The organism is Geothrix sp. (assembly GCF_049292215.1).
Taxonomy (GTDB): Bacteria; Acidobacteriota; Holophagae; order Holophagales; family Holophagaceae; genus Geothrix.
On the sequence record NZ_JBATQW010000009.1, the window covers coordinates 125516 to 142681 of the forward strand.

Annotated in this window: 19 protein-coding genes; 15 read left to right on the plus strand and 4 right to left on the minus strand. The window is 65.4% G+C overall.

All coding sequences use genetic code 11. From position 1 onward, the window contains the following. Nucleotides 1-10: 10 nt before the first annotated feature. Complete coding sequence (locus WAS25_RS01635; protein ID WP_422309661.1) at nt 11-652, minus strand: 50S ribosomal protein L25; 642 nt, start codon at nt 650-652, stop codon at nt 11-13. A gap of 209 nt (nt 653-861) precedes the next feature. Between WAS25_RS01635 and ppk1 the strand changes: the two genes are divergently transcribed. Next, the gene (gene ppk1 / locus WAS25_RS01640) at nt 862-2994 is read left to right on the plus strand and encodes a polyphosphate kinase 1 (RefSeq protein ID WP_422309663.1); all 2133 of its coding nucleotides are present in this window, start codon (nt 862-864) and stop codon (nt 2992-2994) included. A gap of 70 nt (nt 2995-3064) precedes the next feature. On the opposite strand, the gene WAS25_RS01645 is transcribed toward ppk1, so the two are convergent. Continuing rightward, complete coding sequence (locus tag WAS25_RS01645) at nt 3065-3709, minus strand: DUF2846 domain-containing protein (protein ID WP_422309665.1); 645 nt, start codon at nt 3707-3709, stop codon at nt 3065-3067. A 288-nt stretch (nt 3710-3997) separates the two neighbouring features. Between WAS25_RS01645 and WAS25_RS01650 the strand changes: the two genes are divergently transcribed. Genes WAS25_RS01650 through WAS25_RS01660 form a run of 3 tightly spaced genes read left to right on the plus strand, consistent with a single transcriptional unit; the run spans nt 3998 to nt 6580 of the window. Next, nucleotides 3998-5032 carry a P-loop NTPase gene (locus WAS25_RS01650; protein WP_422309666.1) on the plus strand — a complete coding sequence of 345 codons (1035 nt, stop codon included), beginning with the start codon at nt 3998-4000 and terminating at the stop codon, nt 5030-5032. Between the two features lie 47 nt (nt 5033-5079). Beyond that, nucleotides 5080-5520 (plus strand): PaaI family thioesterase, encoded by a 441-nt coding sequence (locus WAS25_RS01655; protein ID WP_422309668.1) that lies wholly within the window; start codon nt 5080-5082, stop codon nt 5518-5520. Between the two features lies 1 nt (nt 5521). After that, nucleotides 5522-6580 carry a potassium channel family protein gene (locus WAS25_RS01660; RefSeq protein ID WP_422309670.1) on the plus strand — a complete coding sequence of 353 codons (1059 nt, stop codon included), beginning with the start codon at nt 5522-5524 and terminating at the stop codon, nt 6578-6580. A gap of 24 nt (nt 6581-6604) precedes the next feature. Here WAS25_RS01660 and WAS25_RS01665 read toward each other — a convergent pair whose 3' ends face one another. Then, on the minus strand, nt 6605-8098 hold the full coding sequence (locus WAS25_RS01665) for a M20/M25/M40 family metallo-hydrolase (RefSeq protein ID WP_422309672.1): 1494 nt from the start codon (nt 8096-8098) through the stop codon (nt 6605-6607). Between the two features lie 104 nt (nt 8099-8202). On the opposite strand from WAS25_RS01665, the gene WAS25_RS01670 reads away from it, so the two are divergent. From WAS25_RS01670 to WAS25_RS01720, 11 genes are all read left to right on the plus strand, one after another. Beyond that, a complete protein-coding gene (locus WAS25_RS01670; RefSeq protein WP_422309673.1) occupies nt 8203-8583 on the plus strand; it encodes an ArsR/SmtB family transcription factor in 381 nt (126 codons plus the stop codon). Nucleotides 8584-8609: 26 nt separating this feature from the next. Next, entirely contained in the window at nt 8610-8936 is a 327-nt protein-coding gene (locus WAS25_RS01675; protein WP_422309675.1) for a hypothetical protein, read from the plus strand. A 9-nt stretch (nt 8937-8945) separates the two neighbouring features. Then, the gene (arsB, locus tag WAS25_RS01680) at nt 8946-10019 is read left to right on the plus strand and encodes an ACR3 family arsenite efflux transporter (protein ID WP_422309677.1); all 1074 of its coding nucleotides are present in this window, start codon (nt 8946-8948) and stop codon (nt 10017-10019) included. Between the two features lie 9 nt (nt 10020-10028). Then, on the plus strand, nt 10029-10349 hold the full coding sequence (locus WAS25_RS01685; RefSeq protein WP_422309679.1) for a hypothetical protein: 321 nt from the start codon (nt 10029-10031) through the stop codon (nt 10347-10349). Between the two features lie 10 nt (nt 10350-10359). After that, nucleotides 10360-10782 carry an arsenate reductase ArsC gene (locus WAS25_RS01690; protein ID WP_422309681.1) on the plus strand — a complete coding sequence of 141 codons (423 nt, stop codon included), beginning with the start codon at nt 10360-10362 and terminating at the stop codon, nt 10780-10782. Nucleotides 10783-10853: 71 nt separating this feature from the next. Beyond that, the gene (locus WAS25_RS01695; protein WP_422309683.1) at nt 10854-11201 is read left to right on the plus strand and encodes an ArsR/SmtB family transcription factor; all 348 of its coding nucleotides are present in this window, start codon (nt 10854-10856) and stop codon (nt 11199-11201) included. A 71-nt stretch (nt 11202-11272) separates the two neighbouring features. Further along, nucleotides 11273-12139: an arsenite methyltransferase gene (gene arsM / locus WAS25_RS01700; RefSeq protein WP_422309685.1), complete on the plus strand. Its 867-nt coding sequence runs from the start codon at nt 11273-11275 to the stop codon at nt 12137-12139. Nucleotides 12140-12143: 4 nt separating this feature from the next. Continuing rightward, nucleotides 12144-13229: a permease gene (locus tag WAS25_RS01705; RefSeq protein WP_422309687.1), complete on the plus strand. Its 1086-nt coding sequence runs from the start codon at nt 12144-12146 to the stop codon at nt 13227-13229. Between the two features lie 55 nt (nt 13230-13284). After that, a complete protein-coding gene (locus WAS25_RS01710) occupies nt 13285-15234 on the plus strand; it encodes a S9 family peptidase (RefSeq protein WP_422309689.1) in 1950 nt (649 codons plus the stop codon). 78 nt (nt 15235-15312) lie between these two features. Continuing rightward, nucleotides 15313-15543 (plus strand): thioredoxin family protein, encoded by a 231-nt coding sequence (locus tag WAS25_RS01715; RefSeq protein ID WP_422309691.1) that lies wholly within the window; start codon nt 15313-15315, stop codon nt 15541-15543. A gap of 81 nt (nt 15544-15624) precedes the next feature. Continuing rightward, the gene (locus tag WAS25_RS01720; protein ID WP_422309693.1) at nt 15625-16533 is read left to right on the plus strand and encodes a diguanylate cyclase domain-containing protein; all 909 of its coding nucleotides are present in this window, start codon (nt 15625-15627) and stop codon (nt 16531-16533) included. A gap of 14 nt (nt 16534-16547) precedes the next feature. On the opposite strand, the gene WAS25_RS01725 is transcribed toward WAS25_RS01720, so the two are convergent. Next, the gene (locus WAS25_RS01725; RefSeq protein WP_422309695.1) at nt 16548-17156 is read right to left on the minus strand and encodes a response regulator; all 609 of its coding nucleotides are present in this window, start codon (nt 17154-17156) and stop codon (nt 16548-16550) included. Between the last annotated feature and the right edge of the window lie 10 nt (nt 17157-17166).

The following is a 17166-nucleotide window of genomic DNA, read 5'->3' on the forward strand; positions in this document are numbered from 1 at the left end:
ACTGATGGGCTTACTTCTTGTCGTCCTTCTTGCCCTTCTTGGCGACCTCGGGCTCGGCGGCCGCGACAGGGGCCACGAGCTCTTCCTCGGCGGCCTTGCCGTGGACGGAGCAGACCACCTGGTGGGCGTCGCCGGTGATGACCACGTTGGGCCCCAGGACAATCTGCTCGAAGCGGATGGCGTCACCCACAGCGAGGTTGGTGACGTCCACATCGATGTGGGCGGGGATGAGGCTGGGCAGGCACTCGATCTCGATCTCGCGGTGGGCGAAGTCGAGGACGCCACCCATGCCCTTCACGCCGATGGCGGTGCCGACCAAGCGGACGGGCACCTTGACGCGGACCTTGAGGGTCATGTCCACGCGCATGAAGTCGACGTGGCGGAGGCGGCTGGTGATGGGATCGCGCTGCAGGTCCTTGATGATGACGTGGCGCTTGATGTCGGTGCCCTCGCGCTGGAGGAACATCACGGAGTTCATGCCGGTGTCGCTGGCCAGCACGCGGGCCACGGCCTTGGGGCTGATGGCGATGGCGACGGGGGGCTCGGTGAGGCCATAGACCACGGCGGGGATCAGGCCGTTCTTCTTTAGATCACGGATGGCGGCCTTGCCGAAGACATCGCGTTTGGGGACGATCAGGACTTCCTGGGACATTCGTTCCTCCTACCTGGCAGCCATACGCTGCCCTCTCGTTGGGATGGGTCCGGGCGGACCGGTCGGGGCCTCCCCGTGGAGGGCCGAACCACCGATTCTGCCCGAAAACCCCAGGAAAACCAAGGAAGATCTCCAGGTCGAGGGCACCATCGGCTGTACCATCAGTCTGTTACACGCGGGCGGTAGACTGCGGCCCGAGAGGTTCTGCCGTGCACCATCCCATCCCCCGCCCCGAAGAGCTGCTCAACCGCGAGCTGAGCTGGCTGGACTTCAACGCTCGGGTGATGGAGGAGGCCGAGGACTCCACCGTGCCCCTGCTGGAGCGAGTGAAGTTCCTCAGCATCGTGTCCAGCAACTGGGACGAGTTCTTCATGGTGCGGGTGGCGGGCATCTGGCGCCAGATCGACGCGGGCATCACCCAACCCGGGCCGGATGGCCTGACGCCCCGCCAGCTGCTGGAGCGCGTGTCCTCCCGGATCCACTCCTACTCCGCCCGGCAGCACGAGCTGTTTCACGCGATTCTCGAGCCCCAGCTCGAGGCGGCAGGCATCCGCGTCCTGGATCCGGCCCACCTCGATGAAGCCCAGGGCGCCTTCGTCCTGGACTACTTCGAGCGCAGCCTGCTGCCCCTGATCACCCCCCTGGCCGTGGATACGGGGCACCCCTTTCCCCGCCTGGGCAACCGGGCCCTGGTGCTTGTCGTGGAACTGGAGCCGGACGAGGACCTGCTGGACGGTGACCTGCCCGCCTCCGAACTCTCCTTCATCCACGTGCCCACGGGCCTGGCCTCGCGCTTCCTCCGGGTGCCCTCGGCGCCGGGATCCCACTGCTTCGTCATGCTCGAGGACGTGGTGCGGCACCACCTGTCGCGGCTCTTCCTGGGCTACACGGTGAAGAGCTGCCACGCCATCCGCGTCACCCGCGATTCGGACCTGCCGGTGGAGGAGGACCCCTCCGAGGACCTGCTCAAGACCGTGGAGGAGGGTCTCCGCGACCGCCGTCGGGGTGCCGTCGTGCGGCTCCAGTTCGAGCACGGGCTGTCCTCCAAGGTGCTGGACCTGCTCATCGATGAGATGGACCTCAGCCCGGAGGACCTCTATCCCTGCTCCGGCCTCACGGCCTTCTCGGACCTGATGCAGCTCTACGGCCAGCTGGACCTGCCCAAACTCAAGGACATGCCCCTGCCGCCCCTGCCCGTGCCCCAGCTGGACCAGGTCGGCAACATCTTCGATGCCATCTCCCGAAACGACATCCTGCTGAACCATCCCTACCAGAGCTTCGATGACAGCGTCGTGCGCTTCGTCCGCGAGGCGGCGGAGGATCCGAAGGTCCTCGCCATCAAGATGACCCTCTACCGCGTGACGGCCAATAGCCCGGTGGCCGCGGCCCTGGAGCGGGCTGCGGAGCGGGGTAAGCAGGTGGCGGCCATCGTGGAACTGCGGGCCCGCTTCGACGAGGCCGCCAACATCGCCTGGGCCCGGCGCCTCGAAAAGACCGGCGTCCACGTGGTCTACGGCCTGCCCAACCACAAGATCCATTGCAAGGCTTGCCTCGTGGTGCGCCAGGAGGCCGGCGGCATCAAGCGCTATTGCCACCTGGGCACCGGCAACTACAACGAGCGCACCAGCAGGCTCTACTCGGACGTGGGCCTACTCACCGCCCGGCCCGAGTTCGGCGAGGACCTGTCGAACCTGTTCAACATGCTCACGGGCTACACACGGCCGCCGCGGTTCCACCGGATCCTGCTGGCGCCCCAGCACCTGAAGAAGGCCCTCAAGGCCCGCATCCAGCGGGAGATCGGCCACGCTCGGGAGGGCCGGCCGGCCCGCATGGTCCTCAAGATGAACGCCCTGGTGGATCCCCAGCTCATCCAGATGCTCTACGAGGCCAGCCGCGAGGGAGTAAAGGTGGATCTCATCGTGCGGGGGACTTGCTGCCTGCGGCCCGGCGTGCCGGGGCTGTCTGAGAACATCCGCGCCCTGTCCATCCTGGACCGCTTCCTGGAGCATGCCCGGATCTACCACTTCGCCAACGATGGGCAGCCCGACACCCTGCTCTCCAGTGCCGACCTTATGCCCAGAAATCTGGATCGCAGGGTGGAGCTGGCCTTCCCCCTGGTGGATCCGCTGCTCGCCGCCCAGGTCATGGAAATGGTCGAGCTGCAGCTGCATGACACGCTGAAGGGGCGCGTCCTCGGGCCCAATGGCGAGGTGCGGCATCGCGGCTTCGATCCCCAGGATCCCCCGCTGCGGAGCCAGCTGCGGATCTACGAGCACACCCTCCTCGCCAGCGGCGTGGGGGCCCTCACCCAGAAGCTCGGACCCCTGGATCCGGACATCTGAGCGAGGTGGGTACAGGTAGAGGGCGGACCCACAGGCCCGCCCCCTGGAATCCGTCCATCCCTTCAGAGGGTCAGGGCATCTCGAGCATGTCGACCTTCCTCAGGTCGGCTGCAGGCGTGTACTTGAGCCGGTCCTCGCCCTTCCATTTGGTGAACTCGCCCGCACCGAAGGCGGCCTCGACGGGGCTGATCTTTCCATGTCCCTTCCAGAAGCCCATCTGGATCTCGGTCTTGAAGTAGTAGGTCTTGCCGGCCTCCACGGTGAACGCGAACTCATCCTTCTTCTCGTCGGCGTGCATTTTGTGCTCGCCCGGGGCGACCTTGATGATGAAGTAAGTGCCATTGTTCAGGTCGCCGATCTCGACGCCGTCCAGGAAGATGCTGTGATGCAGTGCGGAGCCGGCGAACCTCTTCTCTCGGTAGCAAACCAGGCGGGCGACCGCAGCGGTCTCGGCAGGCTTGGGGACTTCGGCGGGCTTGGCCTCGGTGGGGGCGACGGCCGCTGGCGGCGGGGTGGCCTCGGGTGCCTGGGCCGGCTTCTCGCCAGCCGGTGCGGGAGTTGGGGTCGGAGCCGGAACTGGAACTGGAGCAGGCGCCGGAGCTGGCGCAGGCTCCGGAGTCGGAGTGGGCTTGGGTTCCTGGGCCAGGCAGGAACCCGCCAGGAGCAGCCCGGCCAGGTAGGCGCGAGGGGAACGGGAGGAAGACAGAGACATCATGACGGCGACCTTTCCGACAGGGGGCACCAGATGGTGCCGGGAGGTGTCACGGGAACTTGATTGCAGATGCATGGGTCAGCTGCGAACGAGCCTACGCATTCTGCCACCAGCTTTGGGCAGAAACCACCGCAACAAGGTTTCACCCGGGAGCGCACCGCTGGGCATGGGGTCAGACCTGATGTGGCGCCGCGCAGGGAATCGATGCGTAGCTCAGACGACACGGGCCTTCAGGCTTGGCTGTTCAGACTTCCAACCAGCCCGTGTCAAACTGGGGGGCTGGAGACACGCATGACGAAAATCAGCCGCGCCGCCCTCTTTGAGGCCCTCAATGCCTATGTGGTTCCCGGGACGAACGCCAGTCTCACCACCCTTAAGGCCGTGAAGGGCATCGATGTCACCGAGGGCAAGGTCACGGTGCTGCTGCAACTCCTCGAGGCCTACCAGGACCGGGTGCAGGTCATCAAGCAGGCCCTGGAGGACCTGATCCTCAAACAGCCCGGGGTGGCTTCGGCCGAGATCGAGATCGGCTGGGAGAAGACCGCCCAGGTGGAGTTCAAGAACCTCATCCCTGGCATCAAGCGCTGCGTGGTGGTGGGCTCCGGCAAGGGCGGCGTGGGGAAAAGCACCGTCACCGTGAACCTGGCCGTGGCCATGGCCCAGCAGGGTCTCAAGGTGGGCCTGCTGGATTCCGACATCTACGGCCCCTCCATCCCCATGATGCTGGGCCTGAAGGACTCGCCGCTCGGCACGCCGGACGGTCAGATCCTGCCCCTGGAGAAGTTCGGCATCAAGGTGATGTCCATGGGGGTGCTCATCGAGGAGGACCGCCCCGTCATCTGGCGCGGCGCCATGCTCAACAAGGCCCTCCAGCAGTTCCTGAAGGACGTGGCCTGGGGCGACCTCGACGTGCTGCTCATCGACCTGCCGCCTGGCACGGGCGATGTGCAGCTCACCCTTATCCAGAACGCCCAGGTGGACGGCGCCGTCATCGTCAGCACGCCCCAGGATGTCGCCTTCCTCGATGCCAAGAAGGCCATCGGCATGTTCGGCACGGTGAAGGTGCCCATCCTCGGTATCATCGAAAACATGAGCAGCTTCCTCTGTCCGGGCTGCGGCAAGGAGACCCAGATCTTCGGCCATGGCGGCGTCAAGGCCGCGGCAGCCCGCATGAACCTGCCCTTCCTGGGAGAGGTTCCCATCGACCTGTCGATCCGCGAGGGTGGCGACTCCGGCCAGCCCCTGGTGGCGGCGCATCCGGACAGCCCCCAGACCAAGGTCTTCCAGGGCATGGCCCGCTCCCTCAAGGGCACCCTGGGCCTCTGACCTTCGGTATCACCGGGCTTTCAGGCCTTCGGCGGCTACACTCAAGCATGGCCAAGCCGCAGATCCCAGAGACCCTGGCTCCGGATCTCCTGGAGCGACTTTGCGCGCGCTTCCATCCCTGGCCACTCATCAGCGGCTGGGGGTTGACCATCGAGTCGGTCGATCCAGGCCGGGCGGTCATGGTGCTGCAACCCACCAAGGCGGTGGTCAACGGGGCCCGGGGCACGGTGAACGGCGGCGTGCTGGCCACTGTGGCGGACATGGTCAGCGCCTTGGCGCTCAGTACCGCCTTCGATGGGGCCATGCCCTTCGCCACCTCGGACCTGCATGTGCGCTACCTGGAACCCGCGAAGGGTGAGGTCCGGGCCGAGGGCAAGGTCATTCGCTTCTCGGGCCGGGGGGCCATTCTCGAGTGCCGCCTCACCTGTGGCGACCACCTCGTGACGCTGGCTACCGCCAACTTCGCCATCCGACAGGGGATTGGCTGAGATGCGAATACACACGCCCTTCCCCTACGTCCCGAACCATGATGCCGATGCACCCCTCAAGCGCCTGCGGTACGCCTTGGTACTGCTGGCCGTGGTCATCTTCGCCGGGGCCCTGGGCTACCACCTCCTCTCGCACCTGAACTACCTCGACAGCTTCTACATGGCCATCACCACCCTGTTCACCGTGGGCTTCCGGGAACTGGGCGAAGTGAACGCCCGCACGAAAATCTTCACCATCTTCTACCTCATCGTGGGCCTGGGTGTGGCCACCTACGCCATCTCCAACCTCACGGCCCTGCTCCTCGAGGGTGACCTCCGGGGGTATCTCATGGAGCGCCGCATGCAGAAACGCCTGGACGACCTTAAGGATCACGTCATCGTCTGCGGCTTCGGGAAGATGGGCTTCCAGGCCGCCTGGGAGTTGAAGAAGGCCGGTGTGCCCTTCGTCATCATTGAGCAGGACGAGACCAAGGGCCGCAGCCCCCGGTTCGCCGGTGAGCTGATCCTCTACGGCAATGCCATGGATGAGCTGATTCTCCAGCGGGCCGGCATCCAGTCCGCCAAGGGACTCATCACGGCCCTGACCACGGACGCCGACAACGTGCTGGTGACCCTCACGGTGAAGCAGCTCCGCCCGAATCTCCCCGTGGTGGCCCGCAGCGCGAAGCTGGGCACCGAGCGCCAGCTCAAGGCCGCGGGCGCCGACCACATCGTGAGCCCCTACGAGATCGGCGGGCGCCGCATGGCGGGCCTGCTGCTCAAGCCCGAGATGATGAGCTTCTTCGACATCGTACTCCAGCAGGAGCAGTTCGAGCTTGGGCTGGAGCGCATCACCATCGCGGCGGGCAGCCCCCTGGTGGGCCAGACCCTGCGAGAGGCCCGGCTGCGCCACGCCACCGGCTCCCTGCTCGTGGGCCTCGTCCACCCCGGCGCGGGGCTCCGCTTCAACCCCTCCGGCGATGAGCGGTTCCAGGCGGGGGATGAGCTCCTGATCATGGGGCCCGCCGATGCCCTGGCGAACCTCACCCGGCTCGCCCGAGCGGAAATGACGCGGCAGTAGCCGGGGCGAGAATTCGAACCGGATTCAGCGAGGGGCAGGTGCTTCGGCGTTGGGCCGGGCAGGCCGCGCCACCACGCCGTGGGGCAGGCGGGCCTCCATGTTCAGCAGTTCCCAGGCCGTGACCGCCATGGCCTGGGCCCCCTGGATGAGCTGGTCTGGTTGCACATGGTCCGGGAAGTCCATCTGGCTGTGGTGGGTGCCCTCGAAGTAATCGACGATTTCCTGGATGGCCGCGAAGGCGGGCACGCCCGCCCGGTCGAAGGGGGCGTGGTCCGTGCCGTTCATGACGGTGAGGGGCAGCTCCCGGACGCCCAGGTCGTTCAGGGGGGCGATGGCCTGGGCCATGAGGCCACGGCTGTTCTCCCGCGCCTGGAGGTCAAAGCCCCTCACCATGCCCGTGCCCATGTCGTGGACCAGCACGGCCTGGATGGCGTCCAACTCGGCCTTGTGGGCCTCGACGTAGGCCCTGGAGCCCAGCAGACCTTCCTCCTCGCCGCTCCAGAGGATGACGCGGAGGGTGCGCTTCGGCTTCAGGCCAGTGGCCTGCAGGGCCCGCAAGACCTCGAGGCAGACCGAGGTGCCGGTGGCGTTGTCGGTGGCCCCGGTGCCCAGGTCCCAGCTGTCCAGGTGGCCGCCGATGATCACGACCTCGTTGGGTTTCTCCGAGCCGCGGACCTCGCCCACCACGTTGTAGGCCTGTACGGGCTTGGCCGAGAAGCTGCCGTCTAGGCTGAGCTCGAGCCGGACGGGCTCTTTTCCTGCCACCTGCCGCAGCAGCATCTTGTAGGGCTCCTGGGGCACGTAGGCGGAAGGCAGGGCCGGCTTCCCGGGATCCCGACCCGGACCGCTGGTGGTGAAGCCGAGGCCGTTCTTCCGGGGAGACATGGAAAGGACCGCTGCGGCGCCCTCGTCGAGGAGGAACTGGGTCATGGCCGCCTGCTGGGACTGGAAGGCCGCCATGTCGCCCCGGTCGCGGCGGGGCAGGGGGGGACGCTTGTCGCCGGGATTCGAGCGCAGGAGGATCCTGCCCCGGAGCCGACCCTTGAAGGCCTGCAGCTCGTCGAGGTTGCGGGCATCCACCAGCATTACCTCACCCTGGATGGGGCCCTTGGTGGCCGGCGACCAGGCCAGCTGGTCCACCCGGAAGCGCAGGCCGTTTTGGGTGAGGAGCCGGGCGCTGTCCACGCCCCGGGTCCAGGCCAGGCCGAACTCGTAGGCCTCCTCGTGGACATTCTCAGCCCCCAGCTTCTTCATCTCGGCCATGGCCCAGGCCTGGGCCCGGCGCAGCTGCTCAGAGCCCGTGAGCCGTGGGCCGATCTGGTCCGCGAGGTGCTCGACCCGGGCCACCACCTCGGAGTGTTCCTTGATCTCCTTCAGCAGCTTGCCTGCGGGCGTGTCGGGGTAGCTGGCCAGGACCGGAACCGGCGACGGCGGCGCTGGCGCGTTCCGGGCGGGGTTCTGGGCTTGCAGGACCGTGGCGAGGGCCAGCAACAGACAGGCGGGGGTGGACCGCGGCATGGGGGCTCCTGGAGGGGTGTCAACAGGTAACCTCATCTAGTGAGGCACGACAAGGAGAAGTGATTTCGTCGTAGACTGGAATTGTTTCGGAAAAACGAGAAATGATGACTGAATCCCTCCGTCCCCTCGTGGACACCCTCAAAGCCCTGGCCCATCCCGTGCGCCTGCGCATCCTCGCCCTCCTGCAGGGCGGCGAGCTCTGCGTCTGCGAGGTGGCCGAGGTGCTGGCACTGGCCCCCTCCACCGTGTCGGAGCACCTGACGGCCCTGCGCCGCACGGGCCTGGTGCGGGAGCGGAAGGTGGGCCGCTGGGTCCACGTGGCCCTCGCGGATGAAGCCGAGACCCGGCCGATGGTCGAGGCCCTCTGGCCCCTCATGGCCGCGGCCGAAGCGGACCTGGCTCGCGACCGCACCCAGGCCCTAGCCCTGCGCTGCGAAGCCTGCGATCCCAACCACTGCCCCGAACCCATCTCCAACCCAGCCTGATCCCCTCACCATCACCAGGAGCCTCCATGACCACCCAGACCGATCCCCAGCTTGAGACCGGCCTCAGCGAGATCACCCTCAACCTCGTCGCCTTGGGCGCCGCCATCGGCGCCAACGCAGAGCGCGCCTTCCGTGCTCATCAGTCGCGCCTGGAGGCCCTGGGTGTGTCCAAGGAGGCCATGATCGAGGCCGTGAACATGGCCCTGCGGGTGAAGGGTGATCCCCACTCGATCATGATGGCCCTGGCCGAATCCACCCTGACCGAGGGCGGTGGCTGCTGCGGCGGCTCCTGCGCCTGCGAGGAGAAGGGCGAAGAGAAGGGTGCCTGCGGCGACGACTGCGACTGCAAGTAGGTCATTCTCATGTCCACCGGCCGCCTGTCCTTCCTGGATCGCTACCTGACCCTGTGGATCTTCCTGGCCATGGCGCTGGGCATCCTGCTGGGCCGCTTCCTACCGGGCTTCAACACGGCCCTCAATGCCTGGAATGTGGGCACCACCAGCGTGCCCCTGGCCATCGGTCTCATCGTGATGATGTACCCGCCCCTGGCCAAGGTCCGCTACGAGGAACTGCACCTGGTCTTCGAGAACCGGAAGGTGCTCGTCCTCTCCCTGGTGCAGAACTGGGTTATCGGCCCTCTGCTCATGGCGGGTCTGGCGATCCTCTTCCTCCGGGACCGACCGGAGCTGATGACCGGATTGCTCCTCATCGGCCTGGCCCGCTGCATCGCCATGGTCATCGTATGGAATGACCTGGCGAAGGGGGACACGGAGTACTGCGCCGGCCTGGTGGCCTTCAACTCGATCTTCCAGGTGCTGTTCTTCAGCGTCTACGCCTGGCTCTTCATCACGGTACTGCCCGCGAAGCTGGGCCTGCAGGGCGCCCGGGTGGACATCACCATCCAGCAGATCGCCATCAGCGTCTTCATCTACCTGGGCATTCCGTTCATGGCCGGGTTTCTCACGCGGAAGGTGCTTGGCAAGCTCAAAGGGCTCGACTGGTACCACCGCGTGTTCGTCCCGAAGATCAGTCCCATCACCCTGATCGCGCTGCTCTTCACGATCATCGCCATGTTCAGCCTCCAGGGTCGGCAGATCATCGCGCATCCCACCGATGTGCTGCGGGTGGCGCTGCCGCTGCTGATCTACTTCGTGGTGATGTTCCTGGCCAGCTTCTGGCTGTCGAAGAAGGCCGGGGCCAACTATCCCCAGAGCGCGACACTGAGTTTCACCGCGGCCAGCAACAACTTCGAGCTGGCCATCGCCGTGGCTGTGGCGACCTTCGGTCTGGGTCATGGGGCAGCCTTCGCGGCAGTCATTGGCCCCCTGGTGGAGGTTCCTGCCCTCATCGGACTGGTGAATGTCTCGCTTTGGCTGAAGAAGCGCTGGTTCCCTGGGGAATCTGGCGAGATCAAGGACGCCGGCTGCTGCGGTTAGGGAGGGAACATGCGTTTCGCCATTGCGGGTTTTCTGCTCATCCACGGGTTGATACACCTGATGGGGTTTGCCAAGGCCTTCGGCCTGGCCGAGTTACCCCAGATCCAGAAGCGGCTCACGCGTCCCATGGGACTGCTCTGGCTCGGGGCGGCCCTGCTCCTGGTGGCCGCGGCAGCGCTGTTATTGCTGGCCCGAGGGGAGTGGCGTTGGGTGGCCCTGATGGGTGCCCTGCTGTCGCAGGGCATGGTTCTCCTCGACTGGGAGGATGCCAAGGCGGGGACCCTGGCCAACCTCGGAGTGCTGCTCTGCACTTGGTTCTTCCCGCGCTAGAGGCTCTCTCATGACTCAGTCCATCCTGTTTCTTTGTGTTGCCAACAGCGCCCGGTCGCAGATGGGCGAGGGTCTAGCCCGACAGTTGTTTCCAGGCTTTCGCATCCAGAGCGCAGGGAGTCGGCCCAGTCACGTGAACCCCTATGCCATCGAAGCCCTGGCCGAACTGGGCATCGACGCCTCCGTCCACGCTTCGAAGAGCGTCTTGGAGATCGATCCAGCCACCGTGGACCTGGTGATCACCCTGTGCGCCGAGGAAGTCTGCCCCGCCTTCCTGGGTCGGGCGGAGCGCCTGCACTGGCCCATTCCTGATCCCGCCAGCGATGACCCCACGCTCACACCAGCGGACCTTCGGGCCAGGTTCCGGGCGGGGCGTGATGAAATCCGCCGTCGCCTCATGGCGCTGGGTGCAGAGCGGGCTTGGCTCTCCTGAATTTCCAAAAAATTCGAAATTAGGGCTTGCGCACTATTTCGATAAAATTAGAATTAAAGCAGGAGGGCACCGTGACCCGGCGTGTGGAGCAGGCGGCAGAGCAGTTGAAAGCCCTCGGCCATCCCGTGCGCCTGAGCATCCTCCGCACCGTGGTGCAGGGCCCTGAGGCGGGGACGCCCGCCGGGGAACTGCAATCCCACCTGGACATCCCTGCCTCCACCCTCAGCCATCACTTGGCCACCCTCTCTGAGGCGGGCCTGGTCCTGGTGGCCAGGGAAGGCACAACCCTTCGATACCGCGCCGAGTTCGGCGTGTTGCGCGCGCTGACGGAATACCTCTGGCAGGATTGCTGCTCTGGCGGCTCAGAGGCCAAGCCCCAAGGACACGCCAAACCTTCGCCCTGCTGCAGCGGGGACTGACCTTCCACGTTCCTGGAGACCTGGATGCGCATGCGTCCTGAGTGATCTCTGCCCCCTCGAAAGGAAACAGCATGGAATCCCAAACCATCAAAGCTGCCGTCCGTGAGCGCTATGCCGGCTTCGTCACCAACAATCAAAGTTGCTGCCCTCCAGCTTCCTCCTGTGGTTGCGCCACCGACGAGGATCCGAGTCTGCGACTGGGCTACGAGGCTCAGGACCTCGCGGCTGCACCCGAGGGCGCCAACCTCGGCCTGGGCTGTGGCAATCCCGTCGCCATGGCCTCGCTTCAGTCAGGTGAAACGGTGCTGGACCTGGGTTCGGGCGCGGGCTTCGATGCCTTCCTCGCCTCCCAGCGCGTGGGCACCGAAGGCCACGTCATCGGCGTGGACATGACGCCCCAGATGATCGAACGGGCCACCACGTTGGCGAAGTCGCACGGCTACACGAATGTGGAGTTCCGCCTGGGTGATATCGAAAACCTGCCCGTGGCGGATGGCAGTGTGGACGCCATCATCTCCAACTGTGTGGTGAACCTCAGCACGGATAAGGCCCGCGTGTTCAGGGAAGCCCATCGGGTACTCAAGCCCGGCGGTCGGCTCATGGTGTCTGACTTGGTGCTGGTGCGGCACCTGCCAACAGTCATTGCGCAGGATATGGATGCCTACGGTGCCTGCATTGCCGGGGCGCTGCTCAAGGTGGACTACCTGGCGGCCATCAAGGCCGCAGGGTTCGAGAATGTGGCCGTGGTGGGTGAACGGCGCTACGGCTTGGACATGTTCTCCCCGGAACTCCTGGAGGCGGCCAAGGCGCGCTACCCTGGCCTCAGTGCCGAAGAACTGGCCTTGGCGGCAGGAGCCGTGTTGAGCATTCAGGTGGAAGGCTGGAAGGCAGAGAGTGGCCGGACCTGCGGTTGCGCACCTACCTGTTGTGGAGGATGAGGGCATGACCGGCGGCTCGAACGAGTGCACCTGTGAGGCGAAGCTACCCAAACCTCAGCCTTCGAAGGGACCGGGATTCTGGGCATCGGGAGGGTGGCTGCTGGCCGCCCTTCCGGCCTGGTTCGCCTTATACGTCAGCCTTAAGCCAGCGGCTGATTGGCTGGCCTTCCACGCGCTCGGATTGAGACAGGGTAGCCATTTGGGCGAGGCGGTGGCCTTCTTTACCTACGACGGTCCGAAGGTGCTTATGCTGCTCGGTCTCGTGGTGATGGGCGTAAGTTTCGTGCAGACCTACATCAGCCCAGAGCGCACCCGTGACCTCCTGGCGAAGCGCACGGGCATCTGGGGAAATCTTCTGGCCTCCCTGCTGGGAATCGCCACCCCATTTTGTTCCTGCTCTGCCGTGCCGCTCTTCATCGGCTTCGTCCGGGTGGGTGTGCCTCTGGGCGCAACGTTCAGCTTCCTGATCTCAGCCCCCATGGTGAACGAGGTGGCGCTGTTCATGTTGCTGAGCCTCTTCGGTTGGCGCATCGCCCTGCTCTATGCGACGACCGGTGTGGCCATCGCCTTCGTCTCCGGTTGGGTCATCGGCAAGCTCCGAATGGAACGGCACCTGGAGCCCTGGGTGCTGGAGATTCCCTTTGTGGCGTCGGTGGCCGATGGGCAGGCTGTGGGATTCACGGAACGCTTGAGCCTGGCGCTGCAGGCTACGAAGGACATCTTCCTGAAAGTTTGGCTCTATGTCCTCCTGGGCATCGCCGTCGGAGCCTTCCTCCATGGCTACGTTCCTGCTGAACTGCTGGCACGGTTCATGGGCAAGTCGGCCTGGTGGAGCGTGCCGCTCGCGGTTCTGATCGGCGTGCCACTTTATTCAAACGCCGCAGGGATCATTCCCATCGTGCAGGTGTTGTTGGCCAAAGGTGCCGCCCTGGGGACCGCGCTCGCCTTCATGATGGCGGTGACCGGTTTATCCCTGCCGGAGACCGTGATCCTGCGCAAGGTGCTCCGGCCCACCCTGCTGGCCACCTTTTTGGGCGTCGTCGCCCTTGGGATCATCCTGGTGGGGTTCCTGTTCAACCTGCTGATGTAGGTTGGTGCGCCGTGTCGATTTGCCGGGTGTATAACCAGGGGCTGGGAGGCGAACCATGACCATGCTCTGCCGGTTGACCTGCTTCATTGCCTGTTCATCTCTGGGTCTGTGGGCTGAATCGCCGCAGACCTACAAGGGGCATGGCGCGGCTAGCGTTTCTTCGGAAATGATGGCCAAATACGCACCGCCCGCCCTCCCGGCGGCCCTGGCCAGCAAGATCCAGCGGATGCTGGATGTGCGTGCGCCGGGCATGGGCCTGGTGGCCCCGGATGGCCGCAAGCTCTATTTCGGCTGGTCGGTCACGGGGACGCCCCAGATCTGGCGGCTGGACGGTCCGAATACTTTTCCCGTCCAGCTGACCGGCGGGGATGATCGCTCCTCGCTGGCAGATGTGTCCCCCGATGGGAAGCTCCTCGTGGTGCAGCAGGATCGAAAGGGCGAGGAGAACCCCGGCCTCTACCTTTTGCCAGCGGCGGGCGGAGCGCTCCAGGAGATCCAGCACCTCAAGGGGGTGCAGACCGCCTTCCAGTTCATGAGTTCGGACGGGGCCTGGATCTACTACACGGCCAATGACCGTAAGTCCGATGCTTACGCCATCTACCGCTGGAACGTTGCGTCGAAGAGCCGGGAGCTTCTGCTGGACGAGCCGGGCCTTTGGTCCATTGCGGACCATCGGGCGGATGGCACCTTGCTCCTGTCCAAAGCCACGGGGTCACTCACCGCCGAGTACTGGGAGTGGCATCCAGGAACCAAGAAGTTGACGCCGGTGCTGGGACAAGACAAACCGGAAGAGTACCAGGCCACCTATGGCGCAAAGCCCGGGCAGCTATTGGTGCTGACCCCCAAGCTTGGTGAGTTCCGCCGGCTCTGTGTCTTCGAGAAGGGCGCCCTCAAGCCCATCACCGGGTCCCTGGCCTGGGATGTCTCTGGGTTCTCTATCGACGACGCCCGGAAGCGGATCCTCTACACCGTCAATGAGGCCGGCTACACCCGCCTGTTCGCCCTGGACGCCAAGACCCTCGCTTCGATCAAGCTGCCCAGGCTGCCCGATGGTGCCGATCATGTGTTCAACGGCTCCACCACGCGGAACGGCCGCCTGACGACCTTCGGCGTGATCACCGCCAAGGCGCCCCGGACTTCGTATGTCTATGACTGGGACAAGGGTCAGCTCACCCGCTGGGTCGTTCCCAGCGCGCCGGGCATGGACACCCGCACCTTCGCCGCTGCCGCGCTGGAGTACTACCCCGCCCGGGACGGTACAAAGATTCCCGTGTTCGTCCGCCGCCCCGCCGGGACGAGCGACGAGCCCCGTCCTGTCCTCGTGGAGTTCCACGGCGGTCCTGAGGGCCAGTCCCAGCCCGGCTTCTCCACCTACGCCCAGCTCTTCGTGGACGCCGGCTTCGTGTTCGTGGAGCCCAACGTGCGCGGCAGCGACGGCTACGGCAAGACTTGGCTGGATGCAGACAACGGCGCGAAGCGGCTGAAAGTCTGGACCGACATCGAGGATGCGGCCACCTGGGCCCGGAAGGCCTTCGCGGTGGGCGGGAAGGCTCCCAAGGTGGGGGTCATGGGCGGCAGTTACGGCGGCTATGCCACCCTGGCCGCCATGACCCGGTTCGCGGGGGCCTACGATGCCGGCGTTTCCATCGTCGGAATCAGCAACCTGGTGACCTTCATCCAGAACACGGCGCCCTACCGGCGCATCCTCCGCATCAGCGAATACGGTGATCCTGCCAAGGACGGAGAGGCGATGGCCGAGCTCTCCCCCACCACGCACATCCAGAAGCTGAAGGCTCCCCTGCAGATTCAGCAGGGCGCCACCGATCCACGGGTTCCCGTGGGCGAGGCCATCCAGATGTACGAGGCTGCCATCAAGACAGGCGCCCCCACGGAGCTGATCATCTTCGCGGATGAGGGCCATGGCGCTGGCAAACGCGAGAACCAGGTGCTGATGATCGGTCATGCCATCCGGTTCATGGAAACCCACTTGAAAGGCACCAAATAACTCCTCATCTCAGCCGGGACAGATTGTCGGGATCGTGCACCTGGATTGCCTTCTCAGCCTCCCGATGAAGGAGCCACCATGAAGATCGAAATCCTGGGGACCGGCTGCGCCAAGTGCAAGCTGTTGGCGGAACGGGCGGAAGAGGCAGCGCGGGGAATCGGCGCGAACTACACGCTGGTGAAGGTCACCGAGTATCCCGACATCGTGGCCCGCGGCGTGATGACTACACCGGGGCTGGTGGTGGATGGCGTCGTGAAGAGCCAGGGTCAGGTGCCCACGGTGGCGGCCATCCAGGCTTTGCTGCAGTAGACCTGCTTCCTTGGGCTCCGGTTGGGTCTTGGCACCGTTGCTACCATGGAGGGGCCTGCCGCCACCGTCTTGGAGCCCCGGATGCCCAGCCTCAGACCCACGCTTCTGGTGGCCGACGATTCGCCGGCCAACATCGGGTTCTTGGGGATGATCCTGGAGGCAGACTACGAGGTTCTGTTTGCCGTGAACGGTGAGGAGGCGGTGGAACTCGCCCTGGCGGAAACCCCCGACCTCATCCTGCTCGACGTGATGATGCCCAAGATGGATGGCTACGAGGCCTGCCGGCGGCTCAAGGCCGAGCGCACGACGGCGAATATCCCCATCATCTTCGTCACGGCCCTGGATCAGGAGGGGGAGGAGACCCGAGGGCTCGAGTTGGGGGCCATCGACTTCATCTCCAAGCCCATCCGCCCGGCGGTGGTGAAGGCGAGGGTGCGCAACCACCTCGAACTGAAACGGCAGCGCGATATCCTAGCGGGACTGTCCTTCCTGGATGGGCTCACGGGCATCGCGAATCGGCGCAAGTTCGATCAGGTGCTGGAAACGGAGTGGCGACGGGGTGCCCGCAGCGAAGCACCCCTTTCGTTGATCCTCATGGACATCGACTGTTTCAAGGCCTTCAACGATGCGGAAGGCCATCTGGCAGGCGACGACTGCCTCCGGAGGGTGGCCCAGGCCCTGGCCAGTGTCGTCCTGAGACCGGGCGACCTCGTGGCCCGCTATGGGGGCGAGGAATTCGGCTGCATCCTGGCCGAAACCGACGCTACCGGGGCACGTCAGGTGGCCGAGCGCATCCAGGCTGCCGTGGCGGAACTGGCCCTCCGTCATCCCAATTCCCCCGTATCCCCCCTGGTCACCCTGTCCCTGGGGGTCGCCAACCTGGTGCCCAACCTTCAATTCCATCCGGCTGAGCTCATTGAGGCCGCTGACAAGGCCCTGTATTCGGCCAAGCATGCGGGGCGGAACCAGATGGCCTGCGCCCGAAACTGAGCCCGAAATCGCCCTCAGCCGCGCTTGTTGGACGCCCGGAAGGCCTGGGCGCAATCGGGGCAGATGCCGTGGGTGAAGTCTGCCTCGGAGTGCTCTGAGATGAAGACCTCCAGTGGATTCCATGCGCCTTGTTCATCCCGGATCTTCTTGCAGGTGGCGCAGATGGGCAGCAGTCCGGAGAGCTGCTTGATGCTGGCCAAGGCCTCCTCGAGTTGTTCCCGCAGGACGCGCTCCTGGTCCCGGGCCTGCTTGAGGGCCACATGGGTGGCGACGCGGGCTCTCAGTTCTTCGGGATGGAAGGGCTTGCTGACGTAGTCGGCGCCACCGGCCGAGAATCCCCGCAGCAGCGCCTCGGTGTCGGCCAGGGCCGTGAGGAACAGGATGGGAATGTCCTGGGTGCGGGAATCGGCCTTGATCCGGCGACAGGCCTCGATGCCATCCATGACCGGCATCATGACGTCCATGAGGATGAGGAGGGGCCCTTCCGCAAGGGCGAGGTCCAGGGCCTCCTGACCGTTGGTGGCGATGAGCAGTTCGAAGTCCTCGCCCAGGACACTGTCCACCAGCTCCAGGTTGGTGGGGGTGTCGTCGGCGACCAGGATGGTGGGGTTGCGTGGTTCCACGGCTGCCTCC

Bases quoted from the DNA above. Each gene is read 5' to 3' on its own strand.
- WAS25_RS01635 (WP_422309661.1), bottom strand. From the start codon at position 652: ATGTCCCAGGAAGTCCTGATCGTCCCCAAACGCGATGTCTTCGGCAAG.
- WAS25_RS01645 (WP_422309665.1), bottom strand. From the start codon at position 3,709: ATGATGTCTCTGTCTTCCTCCCGTTCCCCTCGCGCCTACCTGGCCGGG.
- WAS25_RS01650 (WP_422309666.1), top strand. From the start codon at position 3,998: ATGACGAAAATCAGCCGCGCCGCCCTCTTTGAGGCCCTCAATGCCTAT.
- WAS25_RS01655 (WP_422309668.1), top strand. From the start codon at position 5,080: ATGGCCAAGCCGCAGATCCCAGAGACCCTGGCTCCGGATCTCCTGGAG.
- WAS25_RS01660 (WP_422309670.1), top strand. From the start codon at position 5,522: ATGCGAATACACACGCCCTTCCCCTACGTCCCGAACCATGATGCCGAT.
- WAS25_RS01665 (WP_422309672.1), bottom strand. From the start codon at position 8,098: ATGCCGCGGTCCACCCCCGCCTGTCTGTTGCTGGCCCTCGCCACGGTC.
- WAS25_RS01670 (WP_422309673.1), top strand. From the start codon at position 8,203: ATGACTGAATCCCTCCGTCCCCTCGTGGACACCCTCAAAGCCCTGGCC.
- WAS25_RS01675 (WP_422309675.1), top strand. From the start codon at position 8,610: ATGACCACCCAGACCGATCCCCAGCTTGAGACCGGCCTCAGCGAGATC.
- arsB (WP_422309677.1), top strand. From the start codon at position 8,946: ATGTCCACCGGCCGCCTGTCCTTCCTGGATCGCTACCTGACCCTGTGG.
- WAS25_RS01685 (WP_422309679.1), top strand. From the start codon at position 10,029: ATGCGTTTCGCCATTGCGGGTTTTCTGCTCATCCACGGGTTGATACAC.
- WAS25_RS01690 (WP_422309681.1), top strand. From the start codon at position 10,360: ATGACTCAGTCCATCCTGTTTCTTTGTGTTGCCAACAGCGCCCGGTCG.
- arsM (WP_422309685.1), top strand. From the start codon at position 11,273: ATGGAATCCCAAACCATCAAAGCTGCCGTCCGTGAGCGCTATGCCGGC.
- WAS25_RS01705 (WP_422309687.1), top strand. From the start codon at position 12,144: ATGACCGGCGGCTCGAACGAGTGCACCTGTGAGGCGAAGCTACCCAAA.
- WAS25_RS01710 (WP_422309689.1), top strand. From the start codon at position 13,285: ATGACCATGCTCTGCCGGTTGACCTGCTTCATTGCCTGTTCATCTCTG.
- WAS25_RS01715 (WP_422309691.1), top strand. From the start codon at position 15,313: ATGAAGATCGAAATCCTGGGGACCGGCTGCGCCAAGTGCAAGCTGTTG.
- WAS25_RS01720 (WP_422309693.1), top strand. From the start codon at position 15,625: ATGCCCAGCCTCAGACCCACGCTTCTGGTGGCCGACGATTCGCCGGCC.